Origin of the sequence: Fusibacter sp. 3D3, assembly GCF_001748365.1 — a bacterium.
Taxonomy (GTDB): domain Bacteria; phylum Bacillota; class Clostridia; order Peptostreptococcales; family Acidaminobacteraceae; genus Fusibacter_A.
Window position 1 is genome coordinate 123,913 of sequence record NZ_BDHH01000009.1, and the last position, 24,649, is coordinate 148,561.

15 protein-coding genes are annotated in these 24,649 nt (G+C 40.3%); all 15 read right to left on the minus strand.

Annotation, left to right across the window (positions count from 1 at the left end; translation table 11 throughout):
- Window positions 1-143: 143 nt before the first annotated feature.
- The gene (gene corA, locus F3D3_RS11825) at window positions 144-1,166 is read right to left on the minus strand and encodes a magnesium/cobalt transporter CorA (RefSeq protein WP_069874175.1); all 1,023 of its coding nucleotides are present in this window, start codon (window positions 1,164-1,166) and stop codon (window positions 144-146) included.
- Window positions 1,167-1,170: 4 nt separating this feature from the next.
- Window positions 1,171-1,518 (minus strand): hypothetical protein, encoded by a 348-nt coding sequence (locus F3D3_RS11830; protein ID WP_069874176.1) that lies wholly within the window; start codon window positions 1,516-1,518, stop codon window positions 1,171-1,173.
- Window positions 1,519-1,520: 2 nt separating this feature from the next.
- Window positions 1,521-2,792, minus strand: coding sequence for a DUF1576 domain-containing protein (locus F3D3_RS11835; protein ID WP_242877128.1), 1,272 nt, complete (start codon window positions 2,790-2,792; stop codon window positions 1,521-1,523).
- Between the two features lie 107 nt (window positions 2,793-2,899).
- A complete protein-coding gene (locus tag F3D3_RS11840; RefSeq protein ID WP_069874177.1) occupies window positions 2,900-4,471 on the minus strand; it encodes an S-layer homology domain-containing protein in 1,572 nt (523 codons plus the stop codon).
- Between the two features lie 44 nt (window positions 4,472-4,515).
- Window positions 4,516-7,563 (minus strand): S-layer homology domain-containing protein, encoded by a 3,048-nt coding sequence (locus tag F3D3_RS11845; RefSeq protein ID WP_069874178.1) that lies wholly within the window; start codon window positions 7,561-7,563, stop codon window positions 4,516-4,518.
- A 38-nt stretch (window positions 7,564-7,601) separates the two neighbouring features.
- Entirely contained in the window at window positions 7,602-14,375 is a 6,774-nt protein-coding gene (locus tag F3D3_RS11850) for an IPT/TIG domain-containing protein (RefSeq protein ID WP_084388988.1), read from the minus strand.
- A gap of 645 nt (window positions 14,376-15,020) precedes the next feature.
- On the minus strand, window positions 15,021-15,986 hold the full coding sequence (locus tag F3D3_RS11855; protein WP_069874181.1) for a dipeptidase: 966 nt from the start codon (window positions 15,984-15,986) through the stop codon (window positions 15,021-15,023).
- Window positions 15,973-17,544: a transglutaminase-like domain-containing protein gene (locus F3D3_RS11860; RefSeq protein WP_069874183.1), complete on the minus strand. Its 1,572-nt coding sequence runs from the start codon at window positions 17,542-17,544 to the stop codon at window positions 15,973-15,975. The genes F3D3_RS11855 and F3D3_RS11860 overlap by 14 nt, the downstream gene beginning before the upstream one ends.
- A 60-nt stretch (window positions 17,545-17,604) precedes the next feature.
- Window positions 17,605-18,588 carry a C39 family peptidase gene (locus F3D3_RS11865; protein ID WP_069874185.1) on the minus strand — a complete coding sequence of 328 codons (984 nt, stop codon included), beginning with the start codon at window positions 18,586-18,588 and terminating at the stop codon, window positions 17,605-17,607.
- 82 nt (window positions 18,589-18,670) lie between these two features.
- On the minus strand, window positions 18,671-19,597 hold the full coding sequence (locus tag F3D3_RS11870; protein WP_069874187.1) for an ATP-binding cassette domain-containing protein: 927 nt from the start codon (window positions 19,595-19,597) through the stop codon (window positions 18,671-18,673).
- Window positions 19,594-20,634: an ABC transporter ATP-binding protein gene (locus tag F3D3_RS11875; RefSeq protein ID WP_069874188.1), complete on the minus strand. Its 1,041-nt coding sequence runs from the start codon at window positions 20,632-20,634 to the stop codon at window positions 19,594-19,596. Before F3D3_RS11875 ends, F3D3_RS11870 begins: the two co-directional genes overlap by 4 nt.
- Before the next feature lie 10 nt (window positions 20,635-20,644).
- On the minus strand, window positions 20,645-21,613 hold the full coding sequence (locus F3D3_RS11880) for an ABC transporter permease (RefSeq protein WP_069874190.1): 969 nt from the start codon (window positions 21,611-21,613) through the stop codon (window positions 20,645-20,647).
- Entirely contained in the window at window positions 21,610-22,554 is a 945-nt protein-coding gene (locus tag F3D3_RS11885; RefSeq protein WP_069874192.1) for an ABC transporter permease, read from the minus strand. Before F3D3_RS11885 ends, F3D3_RS11880 begins: the two co-directional genes overlap by 4 nt.
- A 120-nt stretch (window positions 22,555-22,674) precedes the next feature.
- On the minus strand, window positions 22,675-22,920 hold the full coding sequence (locus F3D3_RS24450) for a hypothetical protein (RefSeq protein WP_207645372.1): 246 nt from the start codon (window positions 22,918-22,920) through the stop codon (window positions 22,675-22,677).
- An 84-nt stretch (window positions 22,921-23,004) separates the two neighbouring features.
- Window positions 23,005-24,591, minus strand: coding sequence for a peptide ABC transporter substrate-binding protein (locus F3D3_RS11890; protein ID WP_207645373.1), 1,587 nt, complete (start codon window positions 24,589-24,591; stop codon window positions 23,005-23,007).
- Window positions 24,592-24,649: the final 58 nt, after the last annotated feature.

Here is a 24,649-nt window from a genome sequence, read left to right on the forward strand (position 1 = left end):
CCACCCCAATGGCGCCAGCCGAGGGGCTGCCCTTAATCCTTAATCTTTAATCTTTTAATCCTTTAACAACCCCGCGTTGATTTATACCCTTGAAGAGCAATCCGCAGGCACCGCCGAGGACTCTTGCTCTGAAAGGGTATAGATCAACGCCTCCTAAAGTACCCCAACATCCCCACTCCAGTGACCAAGCAAAAAATGCTAAAGTATAAAAACGAATTTCGGTTCCCAAGCCCTGGCATATACTTAAAATTCATGCCAAAAACACCTGCGAAAAAAGACAGTGGAATGAACGTTGCAGAGAAAATGGTGAGTGTTGTCATCACCTTGTTCATGTTATTACTCACATTTGTCTGATGTGTTTCAAAAAGAGCTGAAATGATCTCACGATACATCATCATATTCTCTTTTAAATGCGTAGTATGATCGGATACATCTCTTAAATAGAGTTTTGTGCTCTCTAAAAAATAATGATTTGTTTCTGATAATAATGTGGTGATGATATCATCTAGCGGCATTACCGCTGTTTTAAGCATGAGTAGATCCTTCCTCATATGATATAGGGATTCAATGAGCGAATCGTCCTCATCGATAATTTGTTTTTCAAGTTCATCCACTTGGTCTTGAATATGATTCATGACATCCAGTTGATGATCCACGATGGCGTCCAATAGTGCGTAGAACAGATAATCTGAACCATTGCTCCTGATCTTACCCTGTCCCATCCTAATCCGTTGCCTGATGGCATCAAAAACATCCTCTTGACGTTCCTGAAAGGTGATGATGATTTCAGGCATTTGAATGATCGATAGATGCTCTTTAAAAATCACATCATCCCTTCCCAAATAGATCATTTTAAAAATACCAAAGAGATACTTTTCTTCAAATTCAATCTTACTTCTATGAGAGACGTTGACGATATCTTCCATGACCATATCATTGATTTGATAATGCTGTGCAATCTGGTTAAGCGCATCAATATGTGATAATCCCACTACATTGAGCCATTTAACACCTTTTGCCACATGCATCTCATCCAAGCTTTTAAGGACTTTATACTCATGATGCGCCTCTGAAAATACAAAGAGTTCTAGTTTCAGAGGTTCGTTTGTATATTCACCCGTATAGACCATTGTCCCGGGTGGTAGATTCCGTTTTGACTTTTTCATACGATTACCTCACATTCAACCGAACCAGTTCAATATATAAATTTCCCGCTCTCTTTTCCACAGTGGCTGCATCTATCATAGCCCCTACCAAAGTCAGTTCCGCTTCATCATCGGTTTCTCCTGCCAGTTGCCAATAGTATTCTTCAATTTCGTATTGTCTTTGCGCATTGAGCGTTTCCTTCAAATGGGCGATCTCTTCATCCGATAAATGTGTTTCATAATCTGTGATTTGAATGAGCGTTCGATCTTGCTCTTTCTTAATTTTAAAATCTACTTCATTGGTATCTTCTCTTAAAAACAGTGTGGTCAATTCATCCACAATACGACAAATTTTCTTAGTTTCATGGCGCATTTTTAATCTCCCTTTCTGAAAGCATCGACAATCGGCACTAAAAATCCAGCAACCAATCCACCCGAAAAGCCATTGTTATATAAATTGATACCGCCATGGATCACACCAATATTGGTGACAAGTGCCAAATGAAGCATCCCTGCAATGATGCCAATCCCAAGACCATAGGTGCCTGCAATTGGGGCAATCGTGGTGGAGAACAGAACAGAAATGATAAATCCAGTACTACTGAGATCCATACCTATCAGATACCCTGCTATAAGCACCCCTAAAACAATGGGAAAACAATTTTTGGGATGCTTACCAAAAGCCGAAAAGCCGACGATGGTAAAAATGCCCGCTATGACGGGGCCATTTAGAATGCCTTTAAAAAGCATTACTATTCCTAAACTTAAAATGCCCATTACGCCCATGTTGAAAAAAGTCAGGCCATAACCCACAAGTTGAGTGAAATCCGTTATAGTACGCCCTCTGTATTTCAATATTTGAGCATATTCTTTAAGGGCATGCGCATTGATCCAAAATCCAATGATGATTAAATACAAAAACAAGACCCCTAGCAAGATATACAAAGACGTATTATGTTTGAGATACAATATGTTTTCTGGTCCAATATCCATCTTGAAACTCCTTAAAACGCTGGTAAAAACAGTCCCGATAATGCCAGATGCGAACCCGATGTTATAAAGATTAAACCCATCGTGGAAGCGAATCATATGAGAAGAAAGCGGCACGATGATAAATCCGATTAAGATGCCAATAGAAGCACCCATAACGTAGCTGTATTGAACTGGAAACACACCTGAGAATGCAATTTCGCTGACAAGAGGCGCAAGTGCCGTGCTGAACATGATGACGAGGATTACATTCTTCATCGGGATCTTTTGATACAGAGCATAAAAGTATCCCCCCAGATACAGCGGCAATATGTTTAAAAAATTCTTGCCGAAAAATGAAAACCCAAGTACTGTCATAAAAGCTGCGATGAGAAGCCCATTAATTCTCAGCTTAAAGCGCTTGAGTAAATATAAGTTAAAAAAACCAATTACAGCCGCATTGATAAACGAGGCTCCAACCCCGCCTACTTCAAAAAAGTCTGTAATCAAAATCGTGGGAGATGAAGCAATTTTTAAAAGCCCATATCCCAAGGATTCTTTAGCCATAATGACTTGAAAAATCCCAAAGAACAAAAACACCACCGGAAAGACCCCCAGTACTGCTAATTTTTGTTCTTTGTGCAAATCAAGTTCCGTTACCTTTTGTTTAAATATCACACTTGACCTCTTCTTTCAATCTATCATTGTCTGTCAAAACTAATGATTTATCAGAACAATAGACCCCTTCAAAATTTCAAAATAAAATTGAACAGGTCTATTGTATTTTAACGGTTGATAATTTTCTCACGATAATCATAAGTGATTTCATCTTTAAGATGTTTTATAAGTGCATGGATCATGCTCGCAGCTTCCGCTTTGGTCACACGGTTTAGCGGTTTAAACGAGCCATCATCATACCCTGTGATTAAACCAATTTCATTTGCCATGTAGACAAAATCTTTTGCCCACTCTGAAATCCGATCATCATCTGTAAAGACAGTTTTATAGGGGGGATTCGGTGCTAAATATTCAAGACCAAGTGCCGTGATGAGTACGGCAACCATTTCAGCCCTTGTGATCGGATTATTGGGCTTGAAATAGCTGTTTTCCCCCGCCATGAGATTATGTGCCTTGATGTATTCATAGTATTGATAATCTGGATCGTCGGGTAAAACATCTAAATATGGCGTGGTCACACCTGGTCTTTTGCGCTTGATCAAATCCGTCCTTGTCGCTTCTGGTAACACACCTTCAAGTGCATTGACCACGGCTTTTCCAAATTCAAGCCTTGAAATATAAGCATCCGGTGCAAAGTAATCCTGATCCACATCAAAGATTTCAAGTGAAGTCAGCAAGAAGACATCTTGGTTCGCCCAGTGCCCACTGATATCTCTAATTTTAGGCGTGATCAATGGTTTTGTTTCTAAGATGACTTCTTTACTCTTGTTGATTTCACCGACATTCCGTTTAGTCGCTTCATAGTCAATCGCACCATCGGCTTTTACTATTGGCAGATCATATTTCGCAGTCAATACATTTTCTTCTGATGTCACTTTAAAGTAACTGCCTCTAAAACTGATACTCTGCGGGTCCGTTCCTTGATAGATGAAATCTACGGTCTTCGTACATGCCAAATTCTGATCCAATACCGCTTGCCATGATATATTGGGCTTGGAATCAATTACGGTTGCATCATAATTGGGGTTTGGGATGACATGTTGAATCTCTTGATGGTTCACTAAGGTTTCACTTTCGCCCCACTCGTGTATATACCCAACAATCGGATCACCTTCATCTAACACTGTAATCGATCCACTGTTCGTTATATAATCGCCATTTAAATAATAAGTGCGCTCACCAACAAGATGTCCTGAGAAATAGCTGACACTTGGGGATTGATCAAACAATCGACTGTCAGAAAAACTATATTTCCCCAGTGTAAAAGTCCCTTCTGGTGTGGTGATCGTCTCATCAAATTTAGATATGGTCTTTTCATAGAGTGTCTGTGTGATATTTGATTTTTGTGTTTTCACGATATCATAGGTGATGGCACGCGTAAGCGTAATCCGCTCCGCTACATTTGACAAATCAAAAGTTACTTTAAGGGTATATTTATCTTTGTCGTCAGGGGCTTGAGGCATCTTTAAGGTCCCCTTTAAAACCACTGGCTTACCCGTCATAAAAAAGAGTTCTTCATACTCATAAGTGTTCGCTGTCATAGAGACGTCCCCAATAAGCCCACCTTCCACAAATGGAATTTGAGCATATGCAGGTGATCCAAAGAGAATACTCCATATCAAGGCAATGCTGAAACACTTCTTAAAAAAATAACGCTTTTTGCCGTTTCCTTTGATCATAGTTAACTGTCCTTCCCACTCATTTCAGTTTTAAATCATTCAACTTAGCTCTCAACAAATATGACAAGTGCCTCTTCGTTAATTCTCATAATATAAAGATAGTCTCCAATGTAGACTTCATCTGCGGATATCACTTTATTGTTTTTTATGACGATGGCATTTGAGTACTCTATATATATATTCGCTGTGTTAGAATTCCATCTTCCAGTGTATTCTGTATAGTCGTGAGAATCTGTAATTTCAAATCTTTTCCAAGTTTCATCATCTCTTACCACGGTTCCTCTTGAAAGAATGGCATTTCTAAACGTTTTCTCAAGCTGGTCTGCAACTTCTTCTTCATAATAGACATTATCGTCAATATTCTGGCCCTTTATAAGACCCTTTTGTCTCAAATTCATCGCAATGATACTGTCATCTTGATTGTCCACCACCATGAACGTGTAATAACGATCATATTGAAGGCCTTTCGTGTAGTAACCATAACTCGAATCCTTATTTTCCTCACGTGCATATGGCATATGATAGAACTGAGTTGGTTTAATCGTCACTTTTGAATCTGATTTTGTCACATCAACAATCTTCGTATCTGAGAAGAACCTAAAGTTCCCTGTTTCGTTTTTATTCACGGCATTTATACCATTGTTCGTATAGTAGGTATAATTTTTCAAAGTGAGTGAATTGGTGTTAACACGTTCTAACGCACCAATGCGTATGGTGTTAAAAATATTATCAAACGGCGTCACCACTTTAACGACTAAAGCATTGTCCGAAAATGAACCCTTAGGACTTTCCGCTACTACGAACACTGTATCCCATGCCAACAATTTGCTATTAGGAACAACCAGACCATCCTTGATCACGATGGTACCCTTTGTGAGGTTAAAGTTCTCTTTCGTGCCAATTTCAAATTTGCCAATGGCTTGATCTGTATTTTTCACGAAACTTGAATAATTACTTTCACGGCCCGTACTCACAGACAATTTAACCACGCGTTCTTTACCATATTTTTTTTCTATAATAGCATACGCTGTATAGTTCGTAAATTCTTTTTCAAGCATATCTAAAGAAAGCTTTTCATTCCCTTTATAAATCTCAGTGCGTTCGTCAAAATCAAGATTTATGCTGTAATCATCAGCAGGAACCCAATCATTATTTAAAATATATTCAGGATTGGAACGGCCATCTGATCCAACAAATTCAATTAAACCTTTGGATTCGCTCACATTTTTGATTCTGCCCTTGTAGACAATTTGGAAAATAATTTCTGGTGCTTCAATTTCAATTCGAACCGCTAAGTCTGAATAGATATCATTATAATAAGCCTTGACTTTATCACCAATTTTAAGCGTTGTCAGTGGCACAGATTCTCCATTTTTGATGATGGTAGTACCCGGTTGAATGTTAACCGCTATAAAACTGCCATTTTCAAGTGCTAAATTGATGCTTTGTTTATAAACACTTTCGACTTTCCCTATCCTAATTTTACCATAATCTGGGATATTTCCTGGGTCACCTGTATAGGATTCACCTTCTGCACTTATGATGTACCCATTTGCAACCTTTAAAGTCACTGCCATACCATATACAAATTCACCAATGTGCGTGAAGCGTTGATTGATTTTAAGATCTGCATAAGGTGCCACTGGATATTGATATACCGCATCGTCATAACCGAATACAGTTATTGTAGCTGGATCCGTGTCGGTGGTATCACTGACCATACGAATTGTGCCCGAAACCGTTTTAGCTTCTAATGGCGCCACTTTGATATAGATCACTTCATTATTTGGATTCACCAAATATTCAATCACGTCGTCTTTCTTTAAATACTTTACACCACCCACATTTTGATCTTTGAAAGTGATAATGTCATCTCTATAGCCTGTATATAAGTTTTCATCTACGATAATGTCAAAGACATCTCCTGTAACATCTACTATTCTGTAAATTTCAGTCTTTACATTTTGTCCGTTTTTAGTCTGATTTTTCGACTTGATTTCAGAGACCGTACCATAATGAAAAGTAGAGAACTCCTCTGCAAGCGTGTTGGCACTTATTTTTTGTAAGACACTATCGTGATCCAGTACTTGAACATACATGACTTTATTGTTTTGAATCAGATACTCAATCTCATCCCCAAGTGTCACATTTTTATTATTCGAAGGGACACCTGCTTTATACGAGACAAAATCAAACTGCTGCGTATTTTTGGTGTGCATTTCGGAAATTAAATCCGTAACTGTACCATCTGTATTTTTCACTGTGATCGTATTGCGGGTAATGGTATCACCATCTTCATAGACTTTTTGAGAGCCCGCTGCAATGACGATCCCATAGCCCGAACTGATATTCATGGCCGGATAGTTCTTTTCAAGTGCTGATTTTGCAACTTTCGCAAGTTCCCCCCGTTTCACACTATCTTTAGGTCCAAAATCACCGCTCGTTTTAATGGGAATAACGCCTTGAGAAACGATGGATTCAATTAAAGATCGATAGGTCGGATTGACATATTCCCAATCGTTAAAACTAAAAACTGTATCTTGCGTAAAAACCGGTTGCAAATTGAGTTGTCGCGCCACCCATACCGCTAATTTTTCTCTCGTAACAGGGCCTTGTAAATTAATGATTTCAGTTTGCATGATAATGCCAAGTGCCAATGCCTCATTTAAAAACTCTTGATTCATAAGCAATTTAATGCGTTCTGTATCTGTGGTATCACCCGCTTGCGCATAAACACGTTGCATCACTTGATTTTCATTTCCGGCAAGTCTAATCAAAACCCCAAGGGCATCATATCCCGTGGCATTATATTCAGGATGAAACTTTCGATCGCCGTATTGTTTGACGATGCCCAGTGTTGACATCCTTATAATTTCTTCTTTATACGGGTCCTTGCTGATGTCCGTATAAGAACTATTCACGATAAGCTCTAGCCCTTTTTCATAAGCCGTTACCGTTGTCTTGTTGGTAACATCTGTCTTAATCGCGGTAAATTCAGGCACAGGCGTGTCAAACTCATCCACTGCATAAGCTGTAAAATTCGATGTGAAAATAAGTGTTACCATTAACATGATTGAGATTAGTCTTTTCATGGACAGTCCTTCCTTTTTTGCTACTTCAATCTGAAGCATTAGTAGTTAGTCATCAACACATAGTGCCCAGCTTGCGTAATCCTTGCCGTTACATAATTTTTATCCGTGTCTAATAGGCCTTCTATGGGTTCGTAACTATTTTTTGCATGGCTGTATTTATAAATTTTGATTTGTGATTCTTGGGCCATATTTAAAAAAGTATCCTCATAAACCATTGTAACGTCCATACTCTGACTGAGCAAGTCAAAAGATTTGATACTTTCATTAGATACCGCTGCAAATTGAATATGAACAACGTCTGAAATTTGCTTTTTACCTCTTATATTCGGCTTCAAATAGGCGCTATTTTGATCCATGGTAACATCTTCAGTAATCTGTGCATAGGCCTCATAATAATCCGCTAAAGTCTTAAAGGTTAATGTGTTCAAAGTCACTGGTGTAAAGCGATAAATGCGCTTTCCGAAGTCTACTGTTATATTCGAAAAATTGGTTTTCACTAAATTTTCAGGCACACTAATTTTTTTGATTTTAATATCTCTTGTGAGATTTTCAGTTGCGTCCACATTGACCACTGAATTAATTTTGGTGGCATTAAACGTCACTTTAAGTTCGGTTTCACTCAAATTAACGTCATAGTCTTTGCCTTCGTGCACTTCAATCCCACCGTCTATATCTGGTGGTCCAAGCTCATCGATATCTTGAATATCTTTATACTTGAGATCGGCTAAATTGGAATACCCAGAAGGTCCAAACTTATTAACCGCTCTAATGACGAATACAATTCGATCTTTCTCTCTAATTTCGTTGAATCCAGGAAGATCTGGAATCTTGTAAGGCTCTATATTGGTGACGCCTAGGTACTTAAAGTCACCATATTTATTGGAAATCAGTTCTTGATCCGTTTTATCACCCATATAGACATAAATTTCATAATACTCAACATTTTTTGCGGTATAGTCATAGAGTTTAATATAAGTTTTACTTACCGTGGTCACCCTTAAATTCATTGGATCAGACGGTATCGGTACCGTATATTCTGATTTTAGAGCATCATTTGTAATCCCGTTATCTGGGTTCATCACAACGATAGAAATTGCACCTTCAAAAGTAACTTCAGGCACTTTTACAGTCAAAGTATTGGCGTCTACAAAAGTAACGGATGCCGATTTATAGCCTTCTTTCACGTAATATTTTTTATCGTTCGTAAAAATACCGGTTTCGGTCTCAGCAACACCTGTGGTGGTCGAGGTGATTTGAGTGTAAGTTCCCGCAAAATAAACCGATGCCCCTTCTTGAAAATTAGCGCCTTTTAATGTGAGTGTCTGATCGCCAGTGACATTGATCCGTGTCAAAATAACACCATTTTCGTCCATAAAATACGGTTCCAAAGTAGGCATGGACACCACTTTTATCCCATCGGTCTTGATGGCGATGCCGTAGTCCTTGTTGAGCACTTGAACGGTTTTACTCCCCAGTGTCATGTTAGTCGGTGTGACAAAGGTCAATTTAGTCCCCTGCTCGCTGACCACAGTATCGTAAATTGGAATCCCCGCTCTTGTGCCGATGATCACATAGGCGCCTTCTCTAAAGTCACTTCCTGTGATGGTGATGGTATTGCCACCATGAATGGAAGTCTTTGCAGGTGCTATCAAATCAATTCTTGGATCTGATAGTGGCTTTCTGTAAACAAAGTAAAAGGGGATGGTATTGTTGCCATAGTTTGGTCCGATGAGGTCTGGCAAATTGTTCGAATTGGCAAGCCCTTGATCCTCATTTTTAATCATGATCGGGTATTCCATGCCGATGTCGTTGGTCGTCCCAGCGGGTACGGTTACCACCAAGAGATCATATACTGTACCGTTAATGGTCTTCGTGGTCTTTTCCTTTACTGTCGCTTTCGTTGAACCGATGTAGACTTCGACGTTATTTCTAAAATCCAAACCTGCAATTTCAATATCGATGCCACCATTTACAGAGGATTCCACGATCCATTTGGTCTCATCTGGTGAAATCTGTTGTGGTTCCACGTTGTATATTTTAGGTTCACTGGCAGGGTTCGTATACGTGAATTGAACCGTTGTCTTACCGCCATCTGGGTTTTGATAGGTGACTGGCACAGTATCGATGGTGTAGTATGAAGGCGAGTAAGCCACCACATGCGTATCGTTGTCATAAACAACTTTCGGGGAATAGCCTCTCTCCACAATCAATCTTCGATCTGAAATTTCTACACGTATATACTCATAGGGATTAGTTTGGTAAGTGGTCGCGTCTATATTTTTAAGACCATGTGGCACGTAGTATTCGCCTGCAGCATTTTGAAGCATATTCAGCGGCACATATACCAAAGCATCGCTATAGCTGAAGGTCTTCGTATAGATGACATTGTTTTCTGTCACCGTTAGTTTCAGCTCATCTGCATCGCCATTATAAGCCACAGTCAAGCCACCATCTAGGTTTACAGAAGTTCTTTGTGAATTGATTAATCCCGAGTTAGGCAAAGTCCGATCGATCTCTCTATTGTCGATATCGCCAAATCTCACGAGAGCATTCACATTTGATAAAAGCTTTGTCTGCGTTGCATCGTTATCTGCATAACCATAGAGTATGCTTCTGTATAGTTTGGTGCCATAGATATCCTTAGGCTCTTGCCCTTGCTTACGGCCAAAGTTTGGACTGATCTTGGCTATGGTTGGCGAAGATGCCTCATAAGTGTATTTGATTTTATTGCTCACACCAGAATCGTTGTTGATCACATAGACCTCAACAATACCAGAATCATGTGCTGGCGTGATCACTTTGAGATAACCCTTGGAGTATTCTACGATATTCGCTTCGTTTTCACCAAAGTAGACTTTTGGTAAAATCACAGATTTATAGTACTCGGCATAATAGGGATTCGTAAGTTCTGGATATGCCGTTATCGCATTGGGATCCACCGATGCCGACAAGAGGTCATCCCATTTGTTATTATAGTAAATGTCTTCAAAAGGATCCCCCACATTGTAGCCTGGTCCACCGACTTGATCCTCATACGGTTCATAAAATCTAAATTCATAGCCTATGATTTCAACAATTTCGCCTCCATTTGAAGAACCCGAAGTTGGCACGATCGTATCAATCTGTGGATCTGATTGTGGAATGATATAAGTGAAGCCTTTTTCTCTAAAATCGTTTCCACCATCTGGGTTAACTACCACCACAGGCACCGCTAATTGATCTACACCATAGTCCTCGTTGAGTTTCTTAATAGAAGCTGGCATTTTAATTTTAATCCAAGTCCCATCTAGGGCTACATAGGTATCCGCAGTAGGCACTTCCACTGAATCGATGTAGACTTTAACATTGTCCTCAAAGCCACTGCCTGATATCTGTACATAGAACCCGCCATCCACAGAGCCTTTATTCGGAACTATCGTTGTAATGACGGGATTAGAGGATGCTTGTGCAATATAATAAAACCCTTCTTGATTGTATTTGCCAGCAAGTTTCGTATCTGGATTGACCACTTCTAAAGATTTATACCCTTTACCTGTGGTTAAATAGGGCACGGTGAAGACCACTTGGTTTTTCGAAAGAATTCTTGTACGATTCCCTTCGATTGCACCCGTTACGGGGTTTGTCTTATAAGGGGTTAACATATCGAGTTGAACGCCATTGAGCACGAGTCCTGCGTTGTTCGTCGTCACGGTTTTTTTATTGCCAAACGCATCTTCTGCATTTATATTGCCAAGGCCATCTGTGGTAATGGTATAAGTTTTGTCCTTGCCATTGGTGATAATCGGCAATTCACTGAAATTATAGGAAAGGGTAAAGTGCTCTAATCCATCTGTGAGAATAACATTTTCTGCGTAATCAGAAAGGTAAGCAAAGTCCACACCATCTGGATTTTTCCCTACTCTGACGATGTTGTTATTCATCGTTGCGATGAAAGTTGGCCCACCTGCAATCGCAATTGTCGTTTGATCGTTGCCATCAAAGGTTATCGTCGCAACACCGATTAACGTATCGCTTGAATTGTAAGCTGAATAAACCCCACCAGCATATTTGAACGCATAGCGTTCGCCATTCCACTGAATTGCGGGATTTTTTGAGGCATCATTGGTCAGCGCTGCCACGGTTAGATCGTTAGCATTTAGAATTTTTGTATTTTCTGAAAAAGAGGAAAAGACCGCTTTGCCTGCGTCTTGGTCGATCAATATATTTTCACTTGGCACTGTGAATGGTAAATACTCAATATTTCCATAAGCATTCAAATTGTAATCGTTTACTTCTCGACCATCTATCTTGACTCTCGTACCAATTAATCTATAAGCGTCTATACCGGATTCTGTAATCGCTGTAGGATCAGGCTTTAAAAAGTTGTCCCCATTAATGACCACCATCGTATCGTAAGTGCCCATTTTCGGCGTGAAGCTTGTGAGTACAGGATTTTTGTTGAAGGTTTTAACATAGGTGAAGTCCGAAACAGCAATCCCTCCCCCTGGGTTGACAACCTGCAATTGTGTTGTGCCCTCGCGACCTTTCGGCGCTGTGAAGGTGATGAGAATTTTATTACCAGTGGTATCTAACTCTCTTGTGAAGGTTGTAATCGGTTCTCCATCCAAATAAAGTTTCAATCCATCTTGAAGGTTTGAGCCTGTGATGAGGATTTCTTCATTACCCTCTACAGTGATGATATTCGGCTTGACACTTTCAATGACAGGAATATCTGCTGTTTTTATAAACTCAATATAGTCTGATTTGATATTGGCTTTACCTGGTTCATCTGAATCTCGCATTGGGTTTGTGACTTGTAAATGCTTAATACCACCATCGGCTATTAGTGTGGTGTTCGGAATCATGATTAAAATCTTTTGACCAATTTGATTGGTATTTGTACCATCGACGACGTTTCCCGCTGAATTGATCACGGTAAGGGTCAACGGCACTGCTATGCCATTGGCATCCAAAAGCACTTGTTCTGGGTCAGATTCTGTGACTTTATATTTGATAATTCCTGTGACTTTTATAGTACTGCCCGGTGTTGGATCGACCCAAGTCTCATTTGGAAAAAAGCCCACTTGGTAACGGCTATATGAGGTATTATCATCATTCTTCTTAATTAAAACAGAAGGTTTACGCGTGATGATATCCCCGTTTGCATCCACAACTCGATCTACTAAGAATTTATCCCCTTTGATGGAGAGTAGTGTGTTATTTTTAACTCTGGAATAAGCACTTGTCGTGTCTTCAATTTGAATTTGAGTTGGAGATACACTTTGAATGTCAGGTGTATAGGTACTCGGTTCGAACTCATAACCGTCTCCCTTTGTGACGATTTGATTAAAAATATATTGTTTGCCAAAGTTTGGCCCTGCATCTGTAATGGTCAGTGTCGTTTCAAGTTCAACAACAACGTCTTTAAACGGATCCGTTTCCGCATCGTCTATAACACTTGTGGTAACGATGATGCTATCGGGAATGCCTTTGGTTACCTGAAACGCACCAAGTGCATCCTTGGCAAAGATGGTTTTCTTCGCTATGTTGACATTAATTTTGCGCTTGATGGAAACATTGTTGCCTTTATAAGTGCCATCCGCATAATCTATAACGAGGACTTCGTCGTTATTTTCTGATGTAGGTGCAGAAAAAGTGCCTGTTGAGGTTAAATCTGGTATATTGAGCGTGACGATATTACGCCCTGAAATCTGAACGTTACCACCTGTATCAGGTCCTTTCGCAGGATAGATCGCTTCAATTGTAGGTTTGTATCCTGTCTCTATAACTGTAAATTCGTCAAGTACAGTGGGGGGATCGTCTCTGTAGACCACTTGCTCTGCGATTACTTGTCCATTTTGCACATCGGTCAATACGACGTAGTAGTTACGCCTTTCAAAGGTATCTCCACTTGGGACCTTAACCGTCAATCGATCTTCTGTGCCATTGACGTCTATCCCGAGTGAAACAAAGGTAGCCTTGTTAAGTGTCGTATACTTATCTGAACCATCGAGTGATTTTAAGAAATAGACTTCATAATTGCGCGTATCCGAAAAGTTCGTTCCTGTAAAGTAAACGTCATCCCCTTTTGCACCTGTATTGGGGAACATTTTAAGGTCATTTATACCAAGGTTTTCAATAATTCTAAACGCACTGGTATAAGTGTACTCAATTTGGATATTAGGTGCACCGTTGATGGGGTCTGCACTGGTAACCGTCTGATTGAGTACAATATTTTGATAACCAAGTCGACCCGGGTTCGTGGCATTAGTCACGGTCAGTGTATGCCCTCCATTTGAATCATCTGTCCCTAAAGTTGTGCTGCTGAGGCCATTACCATACGTGCCCGTGATATTGCCCCCAGTATTGACACTGTCAAGGTAATTCCCATAAAATTCAATCGTATACGGCTTGGGGTCATTGATGTTGATGGTCTGTTTGTTTGAACTTTGAAGGTTGGGAAAGGTGGCCGTATTTAAGTTGATGCTCTGTCCACCTACTCTAATTTTGCCGATAAACGCCTCAGACTCATCCTTGGTTAAGTTGTATTTTACAAGGGTATTGGTATTGAGCACGCGTTCACCCATAGTTACAAGACCTTGACCTGACTTCTCAAAGAGCACGCCAACGTCCTCAAGATTCGTCCCTTCAATTTCAATGTAACCCTCTAAAAGTGTAAATCCGGTATGGTTAACAGAGTACTTGACATTCGTAACCACTCTGTTCCCGTCGTCATTTGAACCCACGACTATAGCGTAACTTGCCAGTGCATTCATCGGCAAACTCCCCATAATCGTCAATATAATCAATAACAGTACCAATTTCCGTTTCATATTACACCCCTGTCTCTTAAAATCTCTATTAGAATCTTTCTTATAAATCTCTCTTAAAATTCAATCACTTTTTAGACCCACTCATATCATATAACAAATATAACATTTGAAATTAGCCTATACTCTATTATAACAATATTATAACAATAAAAAAGCCCATTCATCATTAAAAGGATTTTACAAAAACCTCATTGATCTATCGGCTTAAAGCGTTGATTTGTTTAACACTTATCGGGATTTTAATATTACAATATGATGTCTTTCCAAAAAAGGTATAAGCGCCACTTGGGAAATGGCGCTTAGCAAATCGGGGAGTGGAAAGTTTTGGGCGTCTCTCCACAGCAAATTATGTTTGGGTTGCCTTAAAAGGTTAAACCAAGTTTAGCATGTCGCTGTGTCCTTTTTGTGTATTTTAGATAAAAATTTCATTAAAATCTGAATACTTTTTAGACTTAATCCTTTAAAGTTAGAGTGTCAAAAACCATTTAACATTTTATTCATAGTTACTCTATAGTTTAGTCATAAGTATTCAGTAAAATGAAATTACCTTAAAAGCAATTAAGGTAATAGAGTGAAAGCGTCCCCCCGTTTTCACTTCTCATTCCCCCCTAATAGACTTGTTGAACAAGTCTTTTTTTTATGCAATTACAGCCCTTTTAACAAGCGTTCAAAATTGCCGTGTGCGATTTGGGTAAGCGCTTGTTCTGAATACCCCATTGATCTGAGCTTTGAAAAGAGTGTGGGTACTTTTATAGTGCTTTCTAATCCACTGAGGACATCAAACGATGCCACATTAGGCGTCTTGTCTTCTTTCTCCCAATCCAAGTAATCACAGAAATCAAAACCACATCCCACATGATCGATGCCAATTTTGTTGACTAAGTAATCCACTTGATTTGCAAGTCCCTCTAAATTTCTATCCTGACTGACAAATGCGGGATAACTGTTCACACCAACCACGCCGCCTGTTTCTTTAATCGCTTTAAGTTGGGGATCCGTTAGATTTCTAGGATGATCCCACATGGCTTTTGCATTGGAATGTGAAGCAATGATAGGGCGAGAACACTTACTCATAATATCCCAAAAGGTGCGTTCATTAGCATGTGACACATCTACAATCATTTTGAGATTTTCCATTTTTTTAATCGCTTGTCTTCCCAGTGCTGTCAAGCCTCTTTCTGCGCTCCCTCTAACCCCTGTGGCAAGTGCATTTTCTTCATTCCATGTGAGCGATGCATGTCTTGCACCGATTGCGTAAAGCTCATCCAGTGGCGACAATGAATCCGTGATGTAGCTCAAGCCTTCAAGACCTATAACCGCCCCTATGACGTCCCTTTTAAGTGCCGACTCATAGTCTTCATAAGATTTGACGATCTGCAAGATTTCACGACTCTCTTTAATTTCTGCTTTCATTTCTCTCACAATAACTTTGAGGCGCTCCATAGGATTTTCTGTGAAAGGCGGATCTATCCAAATCACAAAAATACCACTTTTCACATTGCCTTTCATATGATTCTCCAAATGATAGGTCTTAAAAACATCTGTTTCGCCAATTAATCTTTTCTGGGCAACATGTGTCCAAATATCCTCATGTGCATCAAATACTCTCATCACTTACCTCTCTTACTGCTATCAATTGTGTATTTTCAATGTAGTCATCCGAGAAAAGAGCGCCTGAGCTCGTTTCCACTTCTCCGACTTGATTGTCATAAGCATCTTCTCTCACAAAAGCTTTAGGAAATTCAAAAGGCACTTGAAAATCAAAATTACTCATCATGCGGTAAGGGTCCAAATTGCCGAAATAAAAATGCCACTTGTCCTTTAAATCGCGTCTGTAAGCACTGCCACCATAGGAAGCATCTGCAAAACACCATCCATAGGGCTCAACATAAAAAGCGGACCAGTCATGCATCCCACATCCCACATCAGGTGCAGAGGTAAGGCCAGATGCAAAGGTTGCAGGCACACCCACAATTCTCAGAAGCGTAATAAGCAGTAGCGCTTGTACCCCACAATCGCCTCTCATGTTAAGTGCGCCATACTCCGGAATATTGAGTAGCATTCTATAAGAGCCCATGAACCTGTAGCGTATATGCTGGGTTATGTAATCATATATACGCTTTGCCTTAATCAAGGGCTCTGTTTCTTGCTCGACAATTTTATGCGCCAAATCCACAAGGAGTGGTGTGAACAGAATATGAGGACTCTTCTCTTTCAAGTACTGTTCTTGATCCTCTTGGCTTAAATGACCATATAAATTCATCTTCTTTAAATGCATCTCCTTGGCATTTAAAAAATCAACTTGACCGTCTGTGGTTTCATCCTTATTTTTTTGTTCAAGCTGCTCTGCCATTTCATAAAGGGGTCTATACATCATATGATTCAAAAATCGGTATTTTATTTCAAACGCATCACCCGAATCATCCGAATCATCCGAATCACTCGAATCATCCGAATCATCCGAATCACTCGAATCACTCGTATTACTGGCAAGATTGCCTTCGGCGTAAATCACTCTTTGAAGTGCCTGTTCACTGGCAATCTGATAATTTGAACTCGAAGTTTCAAGCACCTCTACTGCCTTTGTAAAATGGGCACGTCTAGGCAGAGGCAGGTAAAATCGACTTGTGACTTCACGTGCTGAAACCAAAATACCCTCTAAAACTTCAGGTTTTATTTTAAGGCTTGTCTTTAAAGTCGTTTCAACGGTTATTTCTCCTGTCGACCTCATTTTATCAATGGCGAGATCCACTGCCTTGTGTTCTTTTAAACAAGCCTTTGCAGGTTCATACTGGTCTAATTTTAAACGGTTTCCTAAACGGATATTCTCTTTTAAAACGGTTTTAACCGCTCTTTTATGATACTTCTTCTCACCTTCTATCATATGCCAAAGCAAATATCCTTCGGATTCGAAGGTATCTATTTCGGCCAAATCAAGGCCAACAATATAGGGAGAAAGCGCCTTGAAAAGTTCACTTTTAGTCTGCAAGAAATCTCTCTCTATCAACTCCATAGTCAACAGTTCATGTTCAAGTCTCTCTTTTAATATCGTCGGAATTTCCAGTGTCATGTGCCTTTCAATAGCGGCCCTCGCTTGACTAAAAGCACCCATTTTCACCAGATTATCTATGTTTTCCGGACAGCTTACGCGTAAATACTCTAAATTCATGGCGTTCCCCTTTCTACAAATGTTGAATCCTCGCCTAGTTATCGCCTAGTTATCGTCTGATTATCGCCTGATCACATAGACAATACCGTTCCATACGTTTAAGAATTCTTCGACCAAGTACTCTCTAGGCACTTTGTCCGACGTGTTTGCAGCGGGATCATTCACTCTAAAATAATATTGCCCCTCTTTATAAAAGAGCCCTGTAATCACCACGAGATGACCACTTGGGTACGTCTGATAAGCCCCCTGTAGAGCCCCTAAATCCCTTGTTTTTATAGAAGCGATTAAAGGAATGCCCTCCTTTAGATATAAACTGATCTCATGTAAATTTTCCAAGCGCTCCACATGGGACCTAAAACCTCTTTCATTGGCGTAGGCCACATTATAAGACCAGTTGCCATAAATGCCTGTCCCATTATCAATAACACCTTTTGCAGTGTCCGTGATTTGTTTTTCAAGACCATAATACGCCATGACCATACTCACACAAGTTGGACTGCAAATCTTGTTGCCGATCTCTGGGATATCGAGCTGTGAATAAGCTTGAACTTTTAGATGGATATCCACAGCTTTATCCACAAAAGGGACTTTAACACATCCCTCGACGGGTTTAAAAGCCATATAGTAATTTTCAAATACAGGTGTTGGCGTTTCAATGTCTTTTCTAAAGAGTTCCACTCTTACAGCACAAGCATCCGCATGCCCCCTATTCACAAGTAGCAAATCCACATCCAATGTCGCCAATATATCTTTCTGGCCACTGAAACTCCCCGTGTTATTGCCTTGATCACTCCATTTACCATAGCTAAACCAAGAGGACCACCTGCCTTCTGTTCTGATTTTTACCCAAATCTCAACAGATGCATTTTCATGCGTTTTGGATCGCCACGACATAACGAGATTGGTGAAGGGATTGACTTCGATCACCTCTGATTCGTAAATGCCATGATTTTGTTGATCTTCAAGAATCAATTGGCCTTCCACGCATTTTAAATTTTCACATATACCCTTTGATAAATTTCCCGCTAATAGATTTTTCCCCATGAGCGTCCTCCTCATCTTTTATTTACAAAAGTATACCCCTGCGAACTTCAACCTCTAAAACTCTAATTTACAGCTCTATCTTCTACAGCTCTACCTTATAGCGCTCAAATTCCTCCTCATTTGCTAAAACCCAATGCTCAGGCCTAATCTCCATCCATTTAGGGGGACTCACCTCATAGTCATGCATGCTTCGGTCGTATTTCTCAAATTTGCGATTCTTTTCGGTCTTTGGATCGGGCATTGGGATGGCTGATAAAAGACCTTTCGTGTAAGGATGTACCGCATTTTGGTAGAGTTCTTCTGTCTCTGCCAGTTCAACGATGCGCCCTTTGTGTATAACCGCAACTCGGTCTGTTATAAATCTCACAACGGACAGATCATGCGCAATAAAGAGATAGGTTAACCCCAGTGTTTTTTTAAGATCATTCATCAGATTAATGACTTGAGCTCTTATGGACACATCCAGTGCTGATATGGGTTCATCCGCAATGATGAGTTCTGGTTTCATCACAAGTGTTCTCGCGATACCAATCCGCTGTCTTTGACCACCTGAAAATTCATGTGGAAAGCGACTTGCAAACTCTGGCAATAAGCCCACGCTGAGCAATGCTTTTTCTACTTTGCGCTTTCGATCTGCTTCATCATCATAAAGTTTAGTATTATAGAGGCCTTCTGATACAATGTAATCCACTTTGGCACGCTCATTGAGTGATGCCATGGGATCTTGAAAAATCATCTGAATATTTTTAATAACTTCTCGGTCTAGTTTCTTATCAATCTTACCATTAATTTTCTGACCATTAAAGTAAATATCTCCTGAGTCCGTTTCATTGATACGCATGATCGCACGGCCGATGGTGGTTTTACCGGAACCGGATTCTCCCACCAGTCCAAACGTCTCCCCTTTATAAATATCAAAATTCACAGCATTTACAGCTACAAATCTATTTTTTCGATTGCCAAAAGCAACCGTTAAAGCCTTCACTTCGAGCAGTTTTTCTCGTTTCATTTGGCGCTCCTTTCCCTCAGGAGTTCTATGGTTTTAGGCCTTTCCACTTTTGGTGCTCTGGCATCCATAAGCCACGTCTTCGCATAATGCGTCTCTGAAATTTTAAAATAAGGCGGGCGCTCCACAAAATCAATTTTGAGTGCTTTTTCATTACGAAAAGCAAAGGCATCTCCTTCCACTTTTTTAAAGAGATTTGGCGGTGTTCCCTTGATGGCATAAAGCGGTTCACCCTTGATGCCAAGTTGAGGTAAAGACGCTAAGAGTGCAGAGGTGTAAGGATGCCTCGGATCGTAGAAAATTTCTTCTGAAAGACCGATCTCCACAATATCACCCGCGTACATAACAGCAACTCTGTCCGCAACATGTGCCACGACGCCAAGATCATGTGTGATATAGACCACAGTGAGCTGGTATTTTCTTTGAAGCGCTCCTATGAGTTCCATGATCTGAGCCTGGATCGTAACGTCGAGCGCTGTGGTGGGTTCGTCACATATGAGAATTTCGGGGTTACAGGCCACTGCTATAGCGATTACCACACGCTGACGCATCCCGCCAGAAAATTCAAACGGATACTGCTTATAACGCTTTTGGGGCTCATCTATGCCGACGTTTTCAAGTATTTCGTACACGGCTTTTGTGGCTTCATTGCCCTTTAGCCCCTGATGTTTGACTACTGCTTCTCTCACTTGCTTCCCTATGGTTTTAAGCGGATTTAGACTCGTCATGGGGTCTTGAAAGACCATTGCAATCTCTTTGCCTCTAATTTTAAGCCAATCTTTTTCACTTTTAAAAGTGGCAAGGTCATAATCTTTATATTTGATCGTTCCAGAATCCACCCAGCCATTGGCATCTAGTAGACCCATGAAAGATTTGGTAAAGACGGATTTACCCGATCCAGATTCTCCTACAATAGCTAAACTCTCCCCTTTGTATAAGCAAAGAGAAGCTTCTCTTATGGCAGAAAGGGTGCGCCCTCTCAGATTAAATTTTACCACTAAGTCTTCTATGGTCAAAATTGGCGTTTCGTTTGGGTTCATAGCATCCTCCTTACACATGATTTCTTGGATCGGCTGCATCTGCAAAGGCATTTCCCATCACATAAAAAGCAATTGTGATCAGAGAAATTACAATCGCAGGGAAAAACAATTGATATCTCAAAGATGCACTCATCATCAACATTCGGCCCTCATTTACAAGATTTCCAAGCGAAGGGATATCCACTGGAAGCCCGAGTCCAATGTAAGTCAAAAAGACTTCAAGCCCAATCGCCGTTGGAATCGCAAGTGCCATCCTCAGCATGATAACAGACACAAGGTAAGGGACTAAATTCTTGCTAATAATACGGTTGATAGGCGTTCCAAGGCATCTTGACGCCAAGTTGTATTCACGATCTCTTAAAATAACAATCAGATTTCTAACCAACAAGGTCATCCCAAGCCAGCTGGTGATGCTCATGGCAAAGATCAGTGTAAAGATTCCTGGGCGCATGATATACGTCAAAAGGATGAGCACGATGGTCGTTGGAATGTTATTCCATACGTTATAAACTTCTGTGATCACACGGTCTAATTTTCTCATGTAACCCCAAATCGCACCGATGACAATGCCCACAACCACTTCAAATAAGCCCACCATAAAGCCAATGATCAATGATGTCCTCGTGCCACTCCAGATTCTAGACCACAAATCCTGTCCGATGGAATTTGTACCGAACCAAAATTCACTGTTAGGCGTCACATTTCTATACTGCATGTTCGTCGCAGGATCATTGTAAATTTTCGTCGGCAGTTTTTGATTGGGTAATAGAGGCTGTATAAAGGTAAAAGCAAGTAATAGAACAATCAAGATCAGTAGAAATACGGCCACTTTGTTCTTAAAGAACACCTGAATCGTCGATTGCCAGTAGGAATAGTTGGAGTAACCTATTGCTTCACCCGCAGATTGATCGTAATCTGCAAAGGTAAAAAGTGTCTCGTCAATATTTTCTGATATATGCTTCATATTTTGATTCATCATCTGCCACCGCCTTGCGCTTCAAATTTAATTCTAGGATCAAAGAATGCCATGAGCACATCACCCATTAACAGTCCAAATATGCTGATTGCCGCATAAATTAATACAAGTGATTGTACCAAAGGGTTATCTTGTCTTTGAATGGATTCTACAAGTAAGCTCCCGATTCCTGGAATCGAATAAAGCGATTCAATGTAAAGTGAACCACTGATGGCAAATAAAATGGAAGTTGGCAAATACTGAGCCATGGGCACAAATGCATTTCGCATCACATGTTTGAACATGATTTCCTTGCTCTTTAGTCCTTTTGCTCTTGCGAGTCTAATATAATCTTTATTGAGTTCATCTACCATATACCGTCTCATCCACATGGCATAGCCCGCCAAGCTCACCAGCGACATCGATAAAAGGGGCAGAAAAAAACTCGCCTTATCATCCACATCAAATAAAATAGGAAGTTTCAACCAACTTGTGAGATAAAGCTGCAGGAAGAGATAGTAAACGGCGGAGGGCACTGCCCTGATAAAAACGATATAGAAAGTGCCAGCACCATCAATAAGTCGATCTTTATGCTGTGCCATGCTAATGCCCATCCAAAGGCCGAATATAATGGCGATGAAAATAGAGCTGAGGCCAAGCCACAGCGAGTATGGAATCTTCTTTGCAAGTATTTCTGTAACGGGTACTTTAGGTCTATAAGTAATAGAAGTGCCTAAATCCCCTTTTATAAGGCCTTTGTAAAAATGAAAGAGCTGGATATGCATTGGATCTCTGAGACCCATGCCCGTCATAATGGCTTCCCTTTGAACTTCGTCTAGCTTATCGTATCCGTCTCCAAAATATCCCTCTTCTGGCATAAGCCTCATGAGCATAAAGACAACACTCGTCACGATAAACAGCGTCATAAATGATCTGAAGATCCGCTTAATCACATATTTAAGCATGATTTCCTCCTTCTTAAGATGATAAAAAGGGTGCCCCTTGGAGGATTGCCTCTAGGATTGCACCCCTTAGAATGCCTTATTTTATGCATCCGATTTAAATGGAATTTGACACGCTCACTCTTATTGAATCTTTTTAAGCGCTTCTTCACGCTCTGCTTGCCATTTGATCAGATTGTCATCGTACGCGTCGTTGTTCATTGGCACCGCTAATATGTGTTGCAATTTATATCTTTCAGAAGAGACACCGAATGGGGAGTACATCGCTTCAAATGGATCTAATTTTGAAGAGACATACCCGCCGCCACCAAGTGCGTAAGGGATTACAAATGCTTTGTCTATTAAATAAGCTTCTGCTTTTGCAAACAATTCGTAACGTTTGGCAATATCAACGCGCTCTGCTTTGGCTGCGTTAATTAGGCCTTCATATACTTCGTAGAGATTTTTACCATTTTAGTCTATTTCTGTACAATATTCAGGGAAATTATAGTTTGAGTCTCTTACAAATGGATCTGTGTAAGTCTCTGGATCCGCATAGTCTGGCCCCCAGTTTACTTCCATTAAAGAGTAGTTCCCCGCTCTTCTCGTAGCATTTAAGAACCCTGTTGGCGGATATGGCGACAGGTAAACTTCGATGAAATCATCGCCCAATGTGCCTTGAATTTGCTGTTGTATAACTTGAGCTCTGTTCGTTGCGTCAGATAAACCTGAGTTGTAAGGCATGAAGAGTTTCACTGGGAAAGTCACTTTACCCTCAAGCTCTTTCATAGCTTGTTCTTTGAATTTTAACGCATCTGCAATGCTAAAGGATTCTTTGTCCACAAAATTTGCAAGATCTGAAATCATGACGAAATCTTCCCCATTTACTGATGTAAAGTTTTTAGGTGTAATGGTGCTGGATAGTCGTTTTTCAGGATTGTAGGGTTCTGAAGTCAACATGGCAGCTCTGGAGTCTAGAGCATGAAACAGTGCTTTTCTAAAGCTTGTATTGTTCACTGCGAGCTTCCAGTTCTCTGGTTCAAACGCCGCTTCAAATGTGGGTTCAAAATTAAGTGTAAAGAAATAAGTGTAAAAACTGGTTGTTGCAGGTCTAAACAATTCTCTTTTTGCACTGTCATTCATCCACTCGTCTATAGAAGATGATGGAATCGCAACTGCCGAAATTTCGCCTCTTAAATAGAGTTCAGTGGAGAGCGCATCCGCTTCTTTGTTGTATTTAAACGTCAATTTTTCGATGTGTACTTTGTCTTTATCCCAGTAGTTTTCGTTTTTCGTAAGCACACGTTTCGTTTGTGGCTCAAATGTGGAAAGGATGTAAGGCCCGTTGTAGAGGAGCTTTGTATTATCCGTGCCAAAGCGATCGCCTGTTTCTTCTAGAAATGCCCCATTCACTGGGAAGAAACACACATAAGTCAACATGGAAAGAAAATAAGGTGTCGGTTTGGATAATGTGTACTCCAGTGTATGAGCATCAATTGCCTTCACACCAACTTGGTTAAAGTCAGTGATTTTACCCTCATAAAAATCTTGAGCATTCTTAATGACATCATAAGCAATTTGAGCTGTTTTGGATTCATTTACTGGATTCATGATGAATTTCATAGAATCCACAAAATCTTGCGCAGTCACATCTGCCACTTCTTTGCCCTCATTGTCATACCATTTGACACCTTCTCTAATTTTAAAGGTCCACACAAGACCATCGTCAGACACAGACCACTCTGTTGCAAGTGAAGGCTGCTCCACGCCGTATTGATCGTATTCAATTAAAGTGTCAATAAAGTTCGCTGCCACACCAAATTCGTTTGTTGAAGCTGTAGTTAAATAGTTTAAAGTGGTCACTTCGCCAGAATAAACCGCTTTATATTCTTGTACCTCATCGTATTTTGCCTGTTCTGCTACAACTACTGTATCACCAGAAGAAGATGCATCTGTTGATGGTGCTGTAGTCGGTGGTTCTGCAGATGTCGCTGGTTGCTTGGATCCACAGCCAGAAAGCACAAGCATCATGGCAAGTATCAGTGCTATGACTTTTTTCATTTGATAGTCCCCCTTTTACATTCTCTTGTTTAATTCGCTTGTTTAATTCGCTTGATAA